14 protein-coding genes are annotated in these 14427 nt (G+C 63.7%); 7 read left to right on the top strand and 7 right to left on the bottom strand.

Going from position 1 to position 14427, the window contains the following annotated elements; genetic code table 11:
* The first annotated feature begins 52 nt into the window (after positions 1–52).
* Positions 53–1042 (top strand): zinc-binding alcohol dehydrogenase family protein, encoded by a 990-nt coding sequence (locus VLT15_01175; GenBank protein ID HSR43825.1) that lies wholly within the window; start codon positions 53–55, stop codon positions 1040–1042.
* Positions 1043–1075: 33 nt separating this feature from the next.
* On the opposite strand, the gene VLT15_01170 is transcribed toward VLT15_01175, so the two are convergent.
* Positions 1076–1762, bottom strand: coding sequence for a hypothetical protein (locus VLT15_01170; protein ID HSR43824.1), 687 nt, complete (start codon positions 1760–1762; stop codon positions 1076–1078).
* 93 nt (positions 1763–1855) lie between these two features.
* Here VLT15_01170 and VLT15_01165 point away from each other — a divergent pair, with 93 nt between their 5' ends.
* From VLT15_01165 to VLT15_01155, 3 genes are read left to right on the top strand one after another with little or no spacing between them, the layout of a single operon-like run.
* Entirely contained in the window at positions 1856–2656 is an 801-nt protein-coding gene (locus VLT15_01165; GenBank protein ID HSR43823.1) for an FAD binding domain-containing protein, read from the top strand.
* On the top strand, positions 2653–3117 hold the full coding sequence (locus VLT15_01160) for a (2Fe-2S)-binding protein (GenBank protein HSR43822.1): 465 nt from the start codon (positions 2653–2655) through the stop codon (positions 3115–3117). Before VLT15_01165 ends, VLT15_01160 begins: the two co-directional genes overlap by 4 nt.
* Positions 3114–5336 carry a molybdopterin cofactor-binding domain-containing protein gene (locus VLT15_01155; GenBank protein ID HSR43821.1) on the top strand — a complete coding sequence of 741 codons (2223 nt, stop codon included), beginning with the start codon at positions 3114–3116 and terminating at the stop codon, positions 5334–5336. Before VLT15_01160 ends, VLT15_01155 begins: the two co-directional genes overlap by 4 nt.
* A 16-nt stretch (positions 5337–5352) precedes the next feature.
* Here VLT15_01155 and VLT15_01150 read toward each other — a convergent pair whose 3' ends face one another.
* A complete protein-coding gene (locus VLT15_01150) occupies positions 5353–6720 on the bottom strand; it encodes an 8-oxoguanine deaminase (protein HSR43820.1) in 1368 nt (455 codons plus the stop codon).
* Between the two features lie 103 nt (positions 6721–6823).
* On the opposite strand from VLT15_01150, the gene VLT15_01145 reads away from it, so the two are divergent.
* Together VLT15_01145 and VLT15_01140 are read left to right on the top strand one after the other, a co-directional pair.
* Complete coding sequence (locus tag VLT15_01145) at positions 6824–7831, top strand: adenosine deaminase (protein ID HSR43819.1); 1008 nt, start codon at positions 6824–6826, stop codon at positions 7829–7831.
* Between the two features lie 55 nt (positions 7832–7886).
* Positions 7887–9548 carry a GMC family oxidoreductase gene (locus tag VLT15_01140; protein ID HSR43818.1) on the top strand — a complete coding sequence of 554 codons (1662 nt, stop codon included), beginning with the start codon at positions 7887–7889 and terminating at the stop codon, positions 9546–9548.
* A 4-nt stretch (positions 9549–9552) separates the two neighbouring features.
* Here the strand turns inward: VLT15_01140 and VLT15_01135 are convergent, their stop codons facing one another.
* Positions 9553–10110, bottom strand: a complete 558-nt coding sequence (locus tag VLT15_01135) for a DUF4870 domain-containing protein (protein ID HSR43817.1) — start codon at positions 10108–10110, stop codon at positions 9553–9555.
* A 416-nt stretch (positions 10111–10526) separates the two neighbouring features.
* On the opposite strand from VLT15_01135, the gene VLT15_01130 reads away from it, so the two are divergent.
* Entirely contained in the window at positions 10527–10832 is a 306-nt protein-coding gene (locus VLT15_01130; GenBank protein ID HSR43816.1) for a WhiB family transcriptional regulator, read from the top strand.
* Positions 10833–10889: 57 nt separating this feature from the next.
* Here the strand turns inward: VLT15_01130 and VLT15_01125 are convergent, their stop codons facing one another.
* The 4 genes from VLT15_01125 to VLT15_01110 all read right to left on the bottom strand — a co-directional run bounded on the left by VLT15_01125 (position 10890) and on the right by VLT15_01110 (position 14316).
* The gene (locus VLT15_01125; GenBank protein HSR43815.1) at positions 10890–11837 is read right to left on the bottom strand and encodes a sigma-70 family RNA polymerase sigma factor; all 948 of its coding nucleotides are present in this window, start codon (positions 11835–11837) and stop codon (positions 10890–10892) included.
* 84 nt (positions 11838–11921) lie between these two features.
* Positions 11922–12689: a DUF166 family protein gene (locus tag VLT15_01120; protein ID HSR43814.1), complete on the bottom strand. Its 768-nt coding sequence runs from the start codon at positions 12687–12689 to the stop codon at positions 11922–11924.
* Positions 12686–13468 (bottom strand): AAA family ATPase, encoded by a 783-nt coding sequence (locus VLT15_01115; protein HSR43813.1) that lies wholly within the window; start codon positions 13466–13468, stop codon positions 12686–12688. Before VLT15_01115 ends, VLT15_01120 begins: the two co-directional genes overlap by 4 nt.
* Entirely contained in the window at positions 13465–14316 is an 852-nt protein-coding gene (locus VLT15_01110; GenBank protein ID HSR43812.1) for an ArsA-related P-loop ATPase, read from the bottom strand. Before VLT15_01110 ends, VLT15_01115 begins: the two co-directional genes overlap by 4 nt.
* Positions 14317–14427: the final 111 nt, after the last annotated feature.

Raw genomic sequence — 14427 nt, 5'->3', positions numbered from 1 at the left:
CGATTCTTCATTGAACGCGGTTCGACCGTGGCAGACTCAAGGCATGCGCGCCATGCGACTCGTCCGGCAGTCATCCGTCGAGGATTCGCCTCTGCAGCTCGTCGAACTGCCCGACCTCGAGCCCGCCCCACTCGAGCTGGCCATCGAGGTCGAAGCTTGCGCGGTTTGCCGGACGGATCTTCAACTGGTCGAGGGCGACATCGAGGCACACCGGCTACCCGTCACGCCGGGTCATCAGATAGTCGGGACCGTCGCCGCGCTCGGGGCGGGTGTGGCGGGCTGGAAGATCGGTGACCGGGCCGGCGTCGGATGGGTGGCCGGGGCGTGCGGGGAATGTGTGTTCTGTGCCGGCGGACGTGAGAATCTGTGCAGGTTCGCCCGCTTCACCGGTTGGGATCGGGACGGTGGATTCGCCGACCAGGTGAAGGTGAGGGCCGACTTCGCATTTCCGCTTCCAGCCGGACCGACCGGCCCGCAGCTCGCCCCCCTGTTGTGCGGCGGTGTGATCGGTTACCGGTCACTGCGGGTTGCGGGGATCCAGCCCGGGGGGCGGCTCGGCCTGTTCGGCTTCGGGGCGTCGGCATCACTAACCATTCAGGTGGCTGCCCACTGGGGTTGTGAGACATACGTCTTCACCAGATCTGAGTCCGAACAACGGCGGGCCATCGAACTCGGGGCAGTTTGGGCCGGAAGCTATGCCGACCGGGCGCCCGAACGGCTCGACGCGGCAATCACCTTTGCACCGGCCGGCTCCGTGGTCGTCCAGGCCCTCCGGGCGCTGGAAAGGGGAGGAGTGGTGGCGATAAACGCCATCCACCTCGACGAGGTTCCCCGGTTCGACTACGACGACCTGTGGTTGGAGCGGCAGATACGCAGCGTTGCCAACTACACGCGGCGCGATGCGCTGGAGTTCCTCGATCTGGCGGTCCGGATTCCGGTTGTCACCACAACGGACGGATATCCTCTGGCCGGAGCCAATGAGGCACTCGGTGCGCTGCGGGCCGGGTCTCTTGGAGGTACAGCCGTCCTTCTGATGGGTTAGTTCGAGCATTCGCGGAGAGTCTGACCCCCTCTGCTATTCGCCGAGTTCCCGTGCAATAGCCATTTCTCGCCCGTACTTCTTCCAATCCGATTGCTTGGTCGACAACGTCACATCGGTAGTGATCAACACCAGGCCGAGTCCGATGAGCGCAATCCACGACCAGCCGGGGGCTTCCATGCCCCAGGCAGCACCCAGCATCAGAAAGGGCATAGCCTTGGTGACGAGGGCACCCGAGGCATGCATCCAGGCCCGCTTGCGAGCCGGGACCCGCAAGTAGCTGGCGTAGTCGGTCTTGACGCCCGGTTGCGGGCGGCTCAATCCCGCGATGAACCAGTGCGTGAACCGGATACCGACCATCCGGCCGACGATCAGGTGGCCGAGTCCGTGTGTAGTGGTGAGAAGCACTCCGGTGCCGGCAAGGAGCAGCAAGGCGCTCCAGGGTTCGTCGACGTAATAGCCCGCCGAGATGATCGCCAGACCGACGATCGTTCCGAACCAGAGCAAGACCTCGCCGAACCGTATCGAAAAACTGCGGAACACCCAGGCCTCGAAGGCGAGTCTGTCGATGTGGCCGATCCGATCGGCGTACTTCTCTACGAGTGCCGGATCCCGCTTGACCCGCCCGATCACCGTCCAGAATCCCTCTGCCCCCAGTTGAACGGGTGAACCGGCCTCCAACCGCCTCTCGCATGTTTCCAGAACTGCCTCGATGTCGGCCACGTGCGTCACCTCCGAATCGCTCGATACGAAGCTAGCCGGTGCCGGACGGGTCTTGTTCCACAGTCGTGCCGACGGCCCACTAGCGTGTCACTCATGGAGATCGTTCGACCCCAGGACCTGGCCGGCGTGTTTGATGCACTCGCGTCGTTCCCGGACGCTCTGCTCCTCGCCGGAGGCACGGATTCCATGGTTCTGGTCAATGCAGGAGTTTTGCGACCGGACAACGTCATCTCGCTCAGGAATGTGCAGGAACTCAAGATCTGGAACAGCACGTTCATCGGTTCCGGCGTCACCTACGCACGGCTGGAGCACAGTGAAACAGAGGCCCTTGCCCAGCTGTCCAGGACGGTCGGTTCACCGCAGATTCGAGCGGCCGGCACCATCGGGGGAAATCTCGGAACCGCCAGTCCGGCAGGAGATGCCCTGCCGTTCCTGGCTGCAATCGACGCCACGGTCGAGCTGGTCTCGAGTGCCGGATCTCGACTGATTAGATGGGACGAGTTCCTCACGGGGCCGAAGAAGAACGCATTGCAGCCGGGCGAGGTGATCCTCGGCGCCCACCTTCCGGAGGTCGTGCCGGAGCGGACGGCGTTCGCCAAGATAGGGGTGAGACAAGCGATGGTGATCGCGATTGCCTCCGTCTGTGTCACCAGGGATCGAGCGGGAGCAACGACGGTGGCGATGGGCGCAGTCGGACCCACGGTTCTCCGTGCCCGGCGGGCCGAGGAGATGATCACCGGAGAAGCTGCGCCCGGTGAAACAGCACTCGATGAGTTTCAGCGGCTCGTTTCGGAGGAAGCGCGACCCATCACCGATCATCGATCGACAGAGGAGTACAGAAGGATGGCCGTCGGTGTGCTCGCCCGCCGTGCTCTGGAGAGGTGCCTGGCATGAACGTCCGGTTGATAGTCAACGGAGAGGTCCTCGACGCGGAAGTGACCACGCCGATCAGCCTGTTGAAGGTGCTGCGGGATGAACTGAATCTGCTCGGCACGAAGGACGCCTGTGAGCAGGGGGAGTGCGGCTCCTGCTCGGTGCTCCTCGATGGTGACCTGGTGTGTTCCTGCCTGGTCATGGCGGCCGACGCTCACGATCTGCCGGTGACGACGGTCGAGGGGATCGTCTCCGACGGCGAGCTCCACCCGCTGCAACAAGCGCTGATCGACCATGGAGGCGTGCAATGTGGTTTCTGCACTCCCGGGTTCGTAGTCGCCGGCGTCGACCTGCTGGAGCGCAATCCTTCGCCTACTTCCGGTGAGATCCGGGAAGCACTGTCGGGGAATCTCTGTCGATGCACCGGATACGGTGCCATCGAGCGGGCGATCATGAGCCTGATCGAGGTGGATGAGCTATGACCACGCGAACCGAGACCGCCGGAAAGGTACGCAGGGGCGTGGGTGAATCGGTTCCCCGTCCTGATTCGATTCCGAAGGTGACCGGGAGCTTCGCCTATGCCTCCGACCTCTATGCCCAGGACATGTTGTGGGGCGCGGCGCGACGCGGTCCGCTGGCTCATGCCAGGGTGACGCATCTGGACGTCGGTCCGGCCCTTGCCATGAGCGGCGTGCAGGCGGTCCTCACGTACGATGATCTTCCCGCCAAGCGGTTCCAGGGTCAGATAGTCGCCGACCAACCAGTACTGGCCGATGGAACCATCCGCTACTGGGGCGAAGTGGTGGCAATCGTGGCGGCCGACGATCCCACGACCGCCGCGCAAGCGGCGCAGGCAATCGATGTGGCCTATGAGCCTCTCGACCCTTTGACGGATGTGGATGAGGCTCTGGCGCGCGACGAGGTTTTGAGGAAGGCCGTCTCCTATCGCGGTGACCGGGGCGTGCACGGCGAAGTGGTGGTCGAGGCCACCTATGAGACCGCCACACAGGATCAGGCGCCGCTCGGCAACGAGGCGGGTATCGCAGTGCCGGACGGCGCAGGCGGCGTCGACGTCTACGGGCCGACCCAGTGGACACATGTCGATCACGAGCAGATCGTCGAGTGCCTCGGGCTTCAACCCGCAGAGGTGCGGGTTCACCCGACCGGGCTCGGCGGAGCGTTCGGTGCCCGCGAGGACTTGAGCCTCCAGACGCACTTGTGCCTGCTGGCCCTCCGGACGGGGCGGCCGGTGCGGATGGTGTTCGGACGGGAGGAGAGCTTCGCCGCCCACGTGAAGCGACATTCGGCGCGTATGTACTACCGGCACGAGGCGGACCGCGCCGGGAATCTCGTGCGTGTGGATGCGAAACTGCTGCTCGACGGCGGGGCGTACTCGATGACGAGCCCGGCGGTCATCGCCAACGCGGTGGGTTTTGCCGTAGGGCCCTACCGGTGTCCGAATGTGTTCGTGGACGGATTCGCCCTACGAACCAACAATCCGCCGGCCGGTGCGATGCGAGGATTCGGGGCCGTGCAGGTGGGCTTCGCCGTCGAATCGCAGATGGATCGACTCGCCGAGGAACTCGGCATGGATCCCCTCGAGTTCCGGTTGCGCAACGCGATCGGTCCGGGCGACGTGCTCTCCACAACGGGACAACTGATAACCGAACCTCTTCCGACCCGAGAGGTGATCGAATCGGTGCGGGCGATGCCGCTTCCCGATGAGGCGATCTCCATCGATCCTCGAGAACTTCCGGGGGGAACCGGACTGACCACTCCCGCCTCTGCCGTTGTCCGCGGTGTCGGCTACGCGGTGGGTTTCAAGAACCTGGCGTTCTCTGAAGGATTCGACGACTACGCGGAGGCGCGGGTCACCTTGACACCGGTCGGCCTGGATATTCACACGGCGGCCATCGAGGTCGGGCAGGGAATGGTGACCGTGCTGGAGCAGATTGCGAGGAGCGTTACCGGTATCGAGGACGTCCGGGTCGTGTTCGCCGACACCTCCAAGATCGGCTCGGCCGGCTCCACGTCTGCCTCCCGACAGACGCAGATGTCGGGTGGTGCCGTGTTGAAAGCAGCCGAGCAACTCAGGAGCGAACTTCTCGAGCACTTCGACGCAGACGGCCTTTCGAGAGACGGCATCTGGCGCGGGGACCGGCTCGTGGCGACTTTGCCGGAGGCGTGTCTTGCCGGAGACTTCTCCGCCCATGTCCGGCACCGGCATCGGGGATCGGATGAACCGGATGAGAACGGACAGGGAAACCTCCACGTCGACTTCGCCGTCTCGGCGCATCGGGCCGTCGTGGACGTCGATCCGGTGCTCGGCCTGGTCAGGGTGGTCAAGATCGACACGGCGCAGGACGTTGGCTTCGCGCTCAACCCGATGTCCGTGATAGGGCAGATCGAAGGGGGGACGATGCAGGGCATCGGCCTCGCCATCATGGAGGAACTGATCGTCGACCGCGGCATCGTTCGAAACCCCAACTTCACCGACTACCTGCTGCCGACGTTCCTCGATGCTCCTCCGGTCGAGGCAGTCCTGATCGAGCAGCCTTCCAGTTGGGGGCCTTTCGGAGCGAAAGGCTTTGCCGAGCTGCCGACCATCAGTTCCACTCCGGCGGTCGTCGCGGCGATTCGCGACGCGACCGGCAAGGCACTCACCAGAGTCCCGGTTCGCCCCGAGGACATCGCTCTATAGCGCCGGTGGGGAGTGCTCAGCCGTTCACCAGGCGCCGGGCCGCTGCGTTGTGGCTCTCCACGACCGGCCCGAGTTCGAGTGTGGTCAACCGTCCCCGGTCGACGATGCGGCGGCCGTGAACGAACGAGAAGTCGACGGTGCCTGGTTGACAGAACACGACTGCGGCGACGGGGTCGTGCAGCGCCCCTGCATAGCTGAGGCGATTCAGATCGATGGCGATGAAATCGGCGGCCAATCCCGGCGCCAGGAAACCGACGTCGTTGCGGCCGAGAACCTCGGCTCCGCCCCGGGTGGCCAGCTCGAGGGCGGTGCGGGCGGTCAGAAGCGGGCCGCCCTCGAGCGTCGGGGACGCCGCCAGCCTGCTCAAGAGCATCGCCTGGCGAACCTCCCCGAGGAGATGTGATCCGTCGTTGGATGCCGAACCATCAACGCCCAGGCCGAGACGAACACCGGCCTGGAGGTAGGAGCGAACCGGAGCGATACCCGAGGCGAGCCGCATGTTCGAAGTAGGACAGTGCGCGGCGCCCGTACCTGTGGAAGCCATCCATTCGACGCCCGGCCCGTCGATGTGCACGGCATGGGCGAACCATACGTCCGGCCCCGCCCAGTTCACGCTCTCCGCATAGGCCAGCGGAGGCAACCCGAACATCTCGAGACAGAACTCCTGCTCGTCGATCGTTTCGGCCAGATGGGTGTGGAGGTGCACTCCGTACTGCCTGGCCAACTCGGCCGACTCCCGCATCCCGGCGCTTGTGACGGAGAACGGGGAGCACGGAGCGACCACGATCCTGACCATGGCGCCGCGTTCCGCATCGTGGTGAGTCTCGATCAGGCGACGTGTGTCTTCCAGGATTGAATCCTCCGACTCGACGACCGAATCGGGGGGGAGTCCACCGTCCGTCTCTCCGAGGCTCATCGACCCGCGGGAGGCGTGCAGCCGAATGCCCACGGTGCCCGCAGCCTCGATCTCATCATCCAGTCTGGCGTCGTTCGGAAACAGATAGAGATGGTCGAAGGCGGTGGTGCAACCGGACAATGCGAGTTCCGCCAACCCCACCTGTGTGGAGATGAACACGTCGGCGCCGGTCATTCGGGCCCAGATCGGATAGAGGGTCTTCAGCCAACCGAAGAGACCGGCGTCCTGCGCAGCCGGGACCGCTCTGGTCAAGGTTTGGTAGAGGTGATGGTGTGTGTTGATCAGACCGGGCAGAACGACATGGTGGCGGGCGTCGAGTATCTCGTCGGCCGAGGTGGGAAGTTGATCGGTGGGACCTACCTGTTCGATCCATCCATCTCTGGCGAACAAACCGCCGTCGGGGATCTCTCGCCGCTCGTCGTCCATGGTGGCGACGACGGCCGCGTTGCGGACAAGAAGTGTGCTCATAGCTTCGAAGTTAGTGGCCCGACCACCGGCTGCGCGGTAGTCGAGGACGCATTTGGCGCGGTCGGCCGGATAGTCTCACTCCAAGAGAACCGAAAGGGGTACCGTGACTGAGTTCGTGAAGGGTTTGCCCAAGGCCGAGTTACATGTGCATATCGAAGGTACTCTCGAGCCGGACCTCATGCTGGCGCTCGGTGAACGCAACGGGGTGCAGTTGAGCTACTCGAACGTCTCGGAAGTCGAAGCCGCCTATGAGTTCACGAACCTCCAGTCGTTTCTCGACGTCTACTACGAGGCCGCCCGAACGCTGCTCACACGTCGGGATTTCTTCGACTTGACCTTCGAGTATCTCGACCGTGTGGCGAAGGACGGGGTGGCGAGAGCCGAGATCTTCTTCGATCCGCAGACCCACACGGAGCGGGGCGTGCCGATCGGTACCGTCATCGGCGGCATCACAGATGCACTGGATGCAGCGACGGAAAGCCTCGGGATCTCGTCCGGTCTCATCCTGTGTTTCCTCCGTCATCTGCCCGCGGCGGAGGCAATGGCGACTCTCGAGGCTGCCCTTCCCTATCGACATCTGTTGCTGGGCGTCGGGCTCGACTCTTCGGAAGTCGGTCATCCACCCGGAGATTTCGCAGAAGTGTTCGCCGCGGCTCGAGACGAGGACTTGAGGGTTGTGGCACACGCCGGCGAGGAAGGCCCTCCTGAGTACGTATGGGAGGCGCTCGATATTCTCGGAGCCGAGAGGATAGATCACGGCAATCGTGCACTCGAAGACGAAGCCCTGGTGAATCGGCTGGTCGCCGAGCAGGTGCCGCTGACCGTCTGTCCGCTCTCGAACCTGAAACTCCGGGTGGTCGGGCGGCTCGAGGATCATCCGTTACGCGACATGCTCCAGCTCGGGCTCAACGTCTCGATCAACAGTGATGACCCTTCCTATTTCGGCGGCTACATAGGTGCCAACTACGAGAGAGTTCAGACTGCCCTCGAGTTGACCGACGAGGAACTGGCAGGCATCGCCCGCAACTCGATCGAGGCGACGTTCCTGCCGGAAGACGAGAAACAGGGTCTTCTCGCCAAGTTGAACGAATACGTCGCCGGAAGCCGATGAGAACTGTTCGCGACCGACGACCCGCCGCCCGTGACTTCTCTCCTAGGATCGTGCCGTGAGCCACGATTACGACGTCATCATCATCGGTAGCGGGTTCGGTGGCAGTGTCGCAGCCATGCGACTCACCGAGAAGGGATATCGGGTAGGCGTACTCGAAGCCGGCAAACGGTGGAGCGCCGACACGCTCCCCAAGACGAACTGGGACTCGCGTCGCTTCTTCTGGTTCCCGCGACTGGGAATGCGCGGCATCCAGAGAATCTCGCTGTTGAAACACGTCATGATCCTCTCGGGTGCGGGTGTCGGCGGGGGGTCACTCGTTTGGGCCAACGTCTCGTACCGTCCGCACGAGGCCTTCTTCACAGACCCACAGTGGGGTGACATAACCGACTGGGCAGATGAACTCGATCCCTTCTACGACCAGGCAGAACGGATGCTCGGGGTCGAGGACAACCCGACCGAAACAAACTCGGATCGGGTGGTCAAGGAGGTCGCGGCCCATTTCGGCGTCGAGGAGACATTCCGTCCCACGCCGGTCGCCGTCTATTTCGGTGAGGAGAAGGTCGAGGTTCCCGACCCCTATTTCGGAGGCGAGGGACCGACCCGGACGGGATGCCGGCAATGCGGCGGTTGCATGGTCGGATGCCGTTTCAACGCCAAGAACACCCTCGACAGCAACTACCTCTATATGGCAGAACGACACGGTGCCGAGGTACATCCGCTCCACCAGGTGACAAACGTGATTCCGCTGGCCGGCGGCGGATACTCGGTTGTCGCAGAGAAACCCGGCTCCTGGTTCAACAAGAAGCCGAAGACGCTGACGGCCGAGCAGGTGGTGTTCGCAGCCGGAGCGTTGGGAACGTCGAAGCTTCTGCTGCGGTTGAAAGAGGGGAGCCTGCCCGGCCTGTCTGATCGCCTCGGATATCAGTTCCGCACCAACAGCGAGGCGATCCTCGGGGCCAGCGCGCGCGACACGTCAGTCGACTACAGCGAGGGAGTGGCGATCACTTCCTCGATCCACCCGGAACCACATACTCATATTGAACCGGTGCGTTATCCGGTCGGCAGCAACTCGATGGGACTGCTGACAACGATCCTCGTGGACGGCGGTGGAAAGATGCCTCGCTGGATGAGGTTCGTCGGTGCGGCCCTGGCGAGTCCGCTCAAGGTCCTGCGCGCCATGAACCTGAGGCACTGGTCGGAGCGGACGGTGATCCTGCTCGTGATGCAGAGTCTCGACAACAGTCTGCGGTTGCTGCGCCGGAATGGCCGGTTCACGACCACCCCGGACCAGGGGAAACCGAACCCCACATACATTCCAATCGCCAATGAGGCGGCCCGGGCGGCGGCCGCCGCCATCGGCGGGTACCCCGGCAGCTCCATCAACGAGGCGCTTCTCGACGTGCCCCTGACGGCCCACATTCTGGGAGGGGCGCCGATCGGTGCTACCGACGCAGAGGGCGTGGTCGATCCCTATCACCGTGTTTTCGGGTATCCCGGGTTGCACGTCATCGACGGAGCGGCGGTGGGTGCCAATCTGGGGGTCAACCCTTCTCTCTCAATAACGGCGATGGCCGAGCGGGCGGTAGCGCTGTGGCCCAACCGCGGTGAGGAGGACCGGAGGCCCGATCTGGGCGCCGGATACTCGAGGATCGATCCCGTCCCGCCCAACGCGCCGATCGTTCCCGCTTCAGCCGGCGGGTCAATCGGATGGATGTAGCCGGCTACTTGATGAAACGAATCGTCAGCGGGTAGCGGTAGAACTCGTTGTTGGTGGCCTTCGCGGTGGCGACCAGCACCAGGACGAACCAGGCGACCCCGATCACCGGCAGCAGCAGGAAGCCGATCAGCACGAACAACAGCAGGAACGAGATCACCCCGTACAGCATGATCGAGATGTTGAAGTTGACAGCTTCCTTGCCGTGGGCGTCGACCATCGGCGACGAGTCCTTCTTGATCAACCACACCACGAGCGGCCCGACGACTGAGGGGATGCCGACGAGTTGCACGAACGCCGATAGGTGGGCGGCCATCGACCAGGTGCGTTCGTCCTCCGCACGCATGCCCCCGCCGGCATAGGCGGGCGGGGATTCCCGGCCGGCCGGCGGTGGGGGCGGCATGAAAGGGGGTTGCTCGGCCGGCGGCGGTGGAGGGAGGACCTCGGGTTCGGGTCGCTCGCCGAGATTCGGGACCGCAATATCGGTCGGGACCGGCATGCCGCACGCCAGGCAGAAATCGTATCCCTCCGTGAGTTCTGCCTTGCAGTTCTTGCACGTGGCCATCGCGTGTTCCTCCAGATGAGTCGGGACGAACACTAACGGCTGCGGGCCAAGCGGTACCAGCATTCGGCCGCAATACCCGGGAAGAACCAACCGGCCGCCTGTCGTTGCCGGTTGCCGATGGCCTACTGCCCTAGAACCTAGAACCTAGAACCTAGAACCTAGAACCTAGAACCTAGAACCTATGGACTTTATTACCTTGACGCTTGCGCTCGTTTTCGATATGTTGACCTGACGTAACCAAGGCAGGGTTGATGATTATTCGGTCGTCACACAACGCAACGAAGCTGTTCGGGATGCTCCCGACGGTTTCCGGCGCGCGTGAGCGGCCGCTCGTTTCATGATGTAGGACTTTCAAACCTCAACGAGCAAGGCCGCCAAGCGCAAGCAAGGCGGTTTTTTTCTTGAAAGGGCACATCATGGTGTACGAGATCTACCAGCAAGGGTTATGCGTCGATGGGGGACAGGGAGACTTGTTCTTCAGTGAGCAACCTGATGAGTTGACGGCGGCTCAGGCGATATGTTTCCGATGTAGGGTTCGTATCGAGTGCCTGGAGGCCGCCCTGGAAAACAGCGAGGATTGGGGCGTCTGGGGCGGCGTCATCTTCTGGGACGGTGCACCGTTCTACCGGAAACGGACCAGAGGGCGCCCCCGCAAGGACGATGTCGAACTGCCACTCGAGGCGAACCGCAACGAGTTGTGGGATCTGGTCAGAACTGCGTGAGGCCCATCCTCAGGATTCGGCCCGGGTGTGTGACATCCGGGCCGAACCGCGTCTGTCCTATCTGGCCAGCAGGTGGCGGAGACTTCCCGGTGCAGACGGATGCCGCAGCTTGGCGAGGGCCTTTGCCTCGATCTGTCGAATACGTTCGCGGGTGAGGTTGAAATGGCGGCCGACTTCGTCGAGCGTCTGGGGGATTCCGGACTCGAGCCCGTAGCGCATTGCCAGAACAGTGCGTTCACGGTCGTTCAACTTCATCATGACCCGTTCGAGATCCGCACGGCCGAAACCGGCGGCAACCATCTCAAACGGTGTGGTCGCGTCGTGATCCTCGATGAAGTCACCCAGGACGGCGTCGTCTTCGCCGACCGGCTCGAACAGCGACACGGGTTCCGGTGCCACCTTTTGCGCTTCGCGTACACGGGCGGCCGTCAGCCCGGATTCGAGGGCGATCTCGTCGGCCGTGGGAATGCGTCCCAGCATTTTGAACAGGTGATTCTCGGTTGTGCGCACTTGACCGATCGTGTCCATCATGTGGACCGGCACGCGGATGGTCCGGCCCTTGTCGGCGATGGCCCGGGTGATGGCCTGGCGGATCCACCAGGTGGCGTAGGTGGAGAACTTGAAGCCTTTCCGATATTCGAACTTCTCAACAGCTCTGATGAGTCCGAGGTTTCCTTCCTGCACGAGATCCAGGAAAGGCAGGTCGGACTTCGCATACCGTTTGGCGATTGAGACGACCAGACGAAGGTTCGAGTTGATGAACTGGCGCCGGGCGTCCACTCCACGCTTGGCCAGGGCCTGAAGTTTGGCCCGCTCGGTGGGACTCAGTTCGGTTTGCTCCAGGGCATCGGCGGCGCGGTTGCCGCGTTCGATGCGCTTGGCCAGGTCGACTTCGTCGTCTGCGTCCAGCAGCGGATATTTGCCGATCTCGTCCAGGTATTGCCTGACGGCGTCCTCGCGTGCATCGGTCTCCGCGGCTTTTCGTCTCGATGTTGGGTTCGCCATCGCCGCGGATGGTAGATGCACCGGCGTCCGGAATCGGGTATCTCCACGCGGTCGGCCGGCGGGTCCGGGCATGCTCCGATCGGATCACCGACCGGGCACGATGAAGTTGACGAGCTTGAACGACCGGGTCTGTTCCGCAATGCATTCTTTCAAGGCATTGCCGGAAACGTGCATGAGAGTGTCGTTGAAATCTGCGTCCACGTTCATGCCGGCCAGGCAGGGATAGTGATGATGCAGCAACCCGGCCGCCTGTTCGGCGTCGTCCACCGGCATGCCTTTGAGTTGCGCGGCCACGAAGGCGGCGCTTCCGCAGACGGCGTCCCGCAGCACTTCGACCGCGGTGATGGTCCGTGTTGCCGGATCGACCGACACGCGGAGGTCGGGTTTGCCGAACCAGCGCGCGAAGGCGGCGATATGGCGGTCGTCATAGGGCTCCTGATGCCTTCGACTGACGCCGTATTGGGTCTGGGTCAGCGAGCACCACGGCTTGGGCGTGATGCAGGTGACACCCATCTCGCCCAGCCAACCGATGAGCTGGGCGGCCAGGCCCCTGGGCAACCAGGTTTCGTTGTCGACCCCGGCGATCACCGATCCGGCGCCGGTGATCGCTGCGATTCTGGGTAGCAGCTGTGCGACGGCCGGTGTCTCGGCGAAAGACAGGAGCAGATCCGAGGGCGGCAGTGTTTCCGGTACCAGCTCATCCGGATCGTCGATCATATGGGGAAGTGGGGACGGGGGCCGCCAATCGTTCACCAGCCAGGTCGAGGGGCCGCGCTCGAGGATGTTGGCGACCTGACGTTTCCCGTATTCGCCTGTCACGATCGCCAGGATTCGCAAGCCGGGTTCGCTCACAGGATCGTTCCGAGCAGGGCGGCCAGGGAGGCATAGGAGCTCGAATCGGTGTCGAGTTCGACCAGCGGCCGTCCGGACAACTCGAAGTCGGTGATTGCGGGGGTGTATGGGACTGTGCCCAGGAGAGGGCAATCCGGGTTTCCGATGAGGTCCTCCAAAGCAGGCGGCATTTCGCCGCGCAGCTTGTTGACGATCAGATATGCCTCTGCGACCTGAATGTCCAGTTCGCGACGAAGGGCGGCGATCCGGTTGGCGGCGACCACCCCCTGGCGGGTCGGATCCGAAACGATCAGCAGAAAGTCAACGTCGCGGGTCGTCCGGCGGCTGAGATGCTCCATTCCTGCCTCGTTGTCCACGACGACGTAGCGGTAGTTCTCGCTGATGGAATCGATCACCCGGCGCAGCGTGTTGTTGACCGCGCAGTAGCAGCCGGGTCCTTCCGGGCGCCCCATCACGATGAGGTCGAAGTCGACACCCTCGGCCAACGACGAGCGGATCTCGTAATCGAGATAGTCGCCCTTGGCCATTCCCGCCGGAGGCCCGGCGTTCCCGCCTCCCATGTTCGAAACGCCACCTCTCACCTGCGCGAGTAGGCCTTCTCGAATGTCCCCGACCGTTGATTCGAGGTCGAGACCGAGCAGCATGTTGAGGTTGCTGCTCGGGTCGGCGTCGATGGCGAGGACCGGACCATTCACGGCGCCCAGGTACTTGACGATCAATGCGGCCAACGTCGTCTTGCCGACGCCGCCCTTGCCTGCCACTGCAATCGTGGTAGTCATCGCCCGTCTCCCGTCGACCCGCCGGCGGTGAGGAATGGAGAGGCTGCGCCGCCCGGAGCAGAGATGCCTTGTTGCTCGCTCCGCACGACTCGATCGAGCTCACCGGCGATCGCGGCGGCCGCCGTGCGCAGCTGCCCGGAAGCCTGGTAGACGGGCGTGCGGTCGCGATCTGCGTCGATGGCGGCTGGGTCGTCCGGGAGGTATCCGAGGAGGGGGCCGACGGCACTCTCGAGGAACTCCCGGTCCTCCCTGTTGCGGATTCGATTGCCGACCGGCCAGATCCGGTCGAGGCCGATGTCACGAGCCATTGTCTCGATCTGAGCAGCTACCAAGAGGCTTCGCCTGGTCGGTTCGATGACGACGACCAGTGCATCGACGAAGTCGACGGTCGACCGGCTGAGATGCTCGACGCCTGCATACATGTCGAGCAGCAGCACCTCATCCGGCCGGTAGAGGAGCTGGGCCAGCAGGGCTCGCAGTAGGGCGCTCTCCGGGCAGATGCAGCCGGAGCCGCCCGACTCGACCCTCCCCATTTCCAGGAGCCTGATCCCGCGATGAACCACGCTGAAGCGATCGGGCAGATCATCCACGCGCGGGTTCAATGTGAAGAAGCTGCCCGTTGCGCCGGGTCGGGCGCCGGTACGGTCCTCGATCAGGTCTCCCATTTCGGCGATGGGATGCAGCGCCGACCGCACCTGGTCCGGAACCGCCAGAGCCTGCGCCAGGGACGGCGATGGATCCGTGTCGACTGCGAGTACCCGCCGGCCCGTCTCGGAATAGGTCTCTGCCAGCAGCGCGCACAGTGTTGTCTTGCCTGCTCCGCCTTTGCCGCCGATGGCGATCTTCACCGTTTCGCTCCGGCACCTGCTGCGACCAGGTCCTCGTGGGCAGGCGGGGGGGTGAAGTCCGGCGGCAGAAGCCCGGCTTCTGTGACGAGGCGCGGCACTATCGCCTCCCAC

Source organism: Acidimicrobiia bacterium (assembly GCA_035471805.1).
Classification (GTDB): domain Bacteria; phylum Actinomycetota; class Acidimicrobiia; order Spongiisociales; family JAHEDJ01; genus JAHEDJ01.
Note: the sequence above shows the minus strand (reverse complement) of the source record. Positions and strands in the feature narration are given on the sequence as shown.

Coding starts and splice junctions, on each gene's coding strand:
- VLT15_01125 (HSR43815.1), bottom strand. CDS start 11,837: ATGGCGAACCCAACATCGAGACGAAAAGCCGCGGAGACCGATGCACGC.
- VLT15_01115 (HSR43813.1), bottom strand. CDS start 13,468: ATGACTACCACGATTGCAGTGGCAGGCAAGGGCGGCGTCGGCAAGACG.
- VLT15_01165 (HSR43823.1), top strand. CDS start 1,856: ATGGAGATCGTTCGACCCCAGGACCTGGCCGGCGTGTTTGATGCACTC.
- VLT15_01135 (HSR43817.1), bottom strand. CDS start 10,110: ATGGCCACGTGCAAGAACTGCAAGGCAGAACTCACGGAGGGATACGAT.
- VLT15_01160 (HSR43822.1), top strand. CDS start 2,653: ATGAACGTCCGGTTGATAGTCAACGGAGAGGTCCTCGACGCGGAAGTG.
- VLT15_01175 (HSR43825.1), top strand. CDS start 53: ATGCGACTCGTCCGGCAGTCATCCGTCGAGGATTCGCCTCTGCAGCTC.
- VLT15_01155 (HSR43821.1), top strand. CDS start 3,114: ATGACCACGCGAACCGAGACCGCCGGAAAGGTACGCAGGGGCGTGGGT.
- VLT15_01130 (HSR43816.1), top strand. CDS start 10,527: ATGGTGTACGAGATCTACCAGCAAGGGTTATGCGTCGATGGGGGACAG.
- VLT15_01150 (HSR43820.1), bottom strand. CDS start 6,720: ATGAGCACACTTCTTGTCCGCAACGCGGCCGTCGTCGCCACCATGGAC.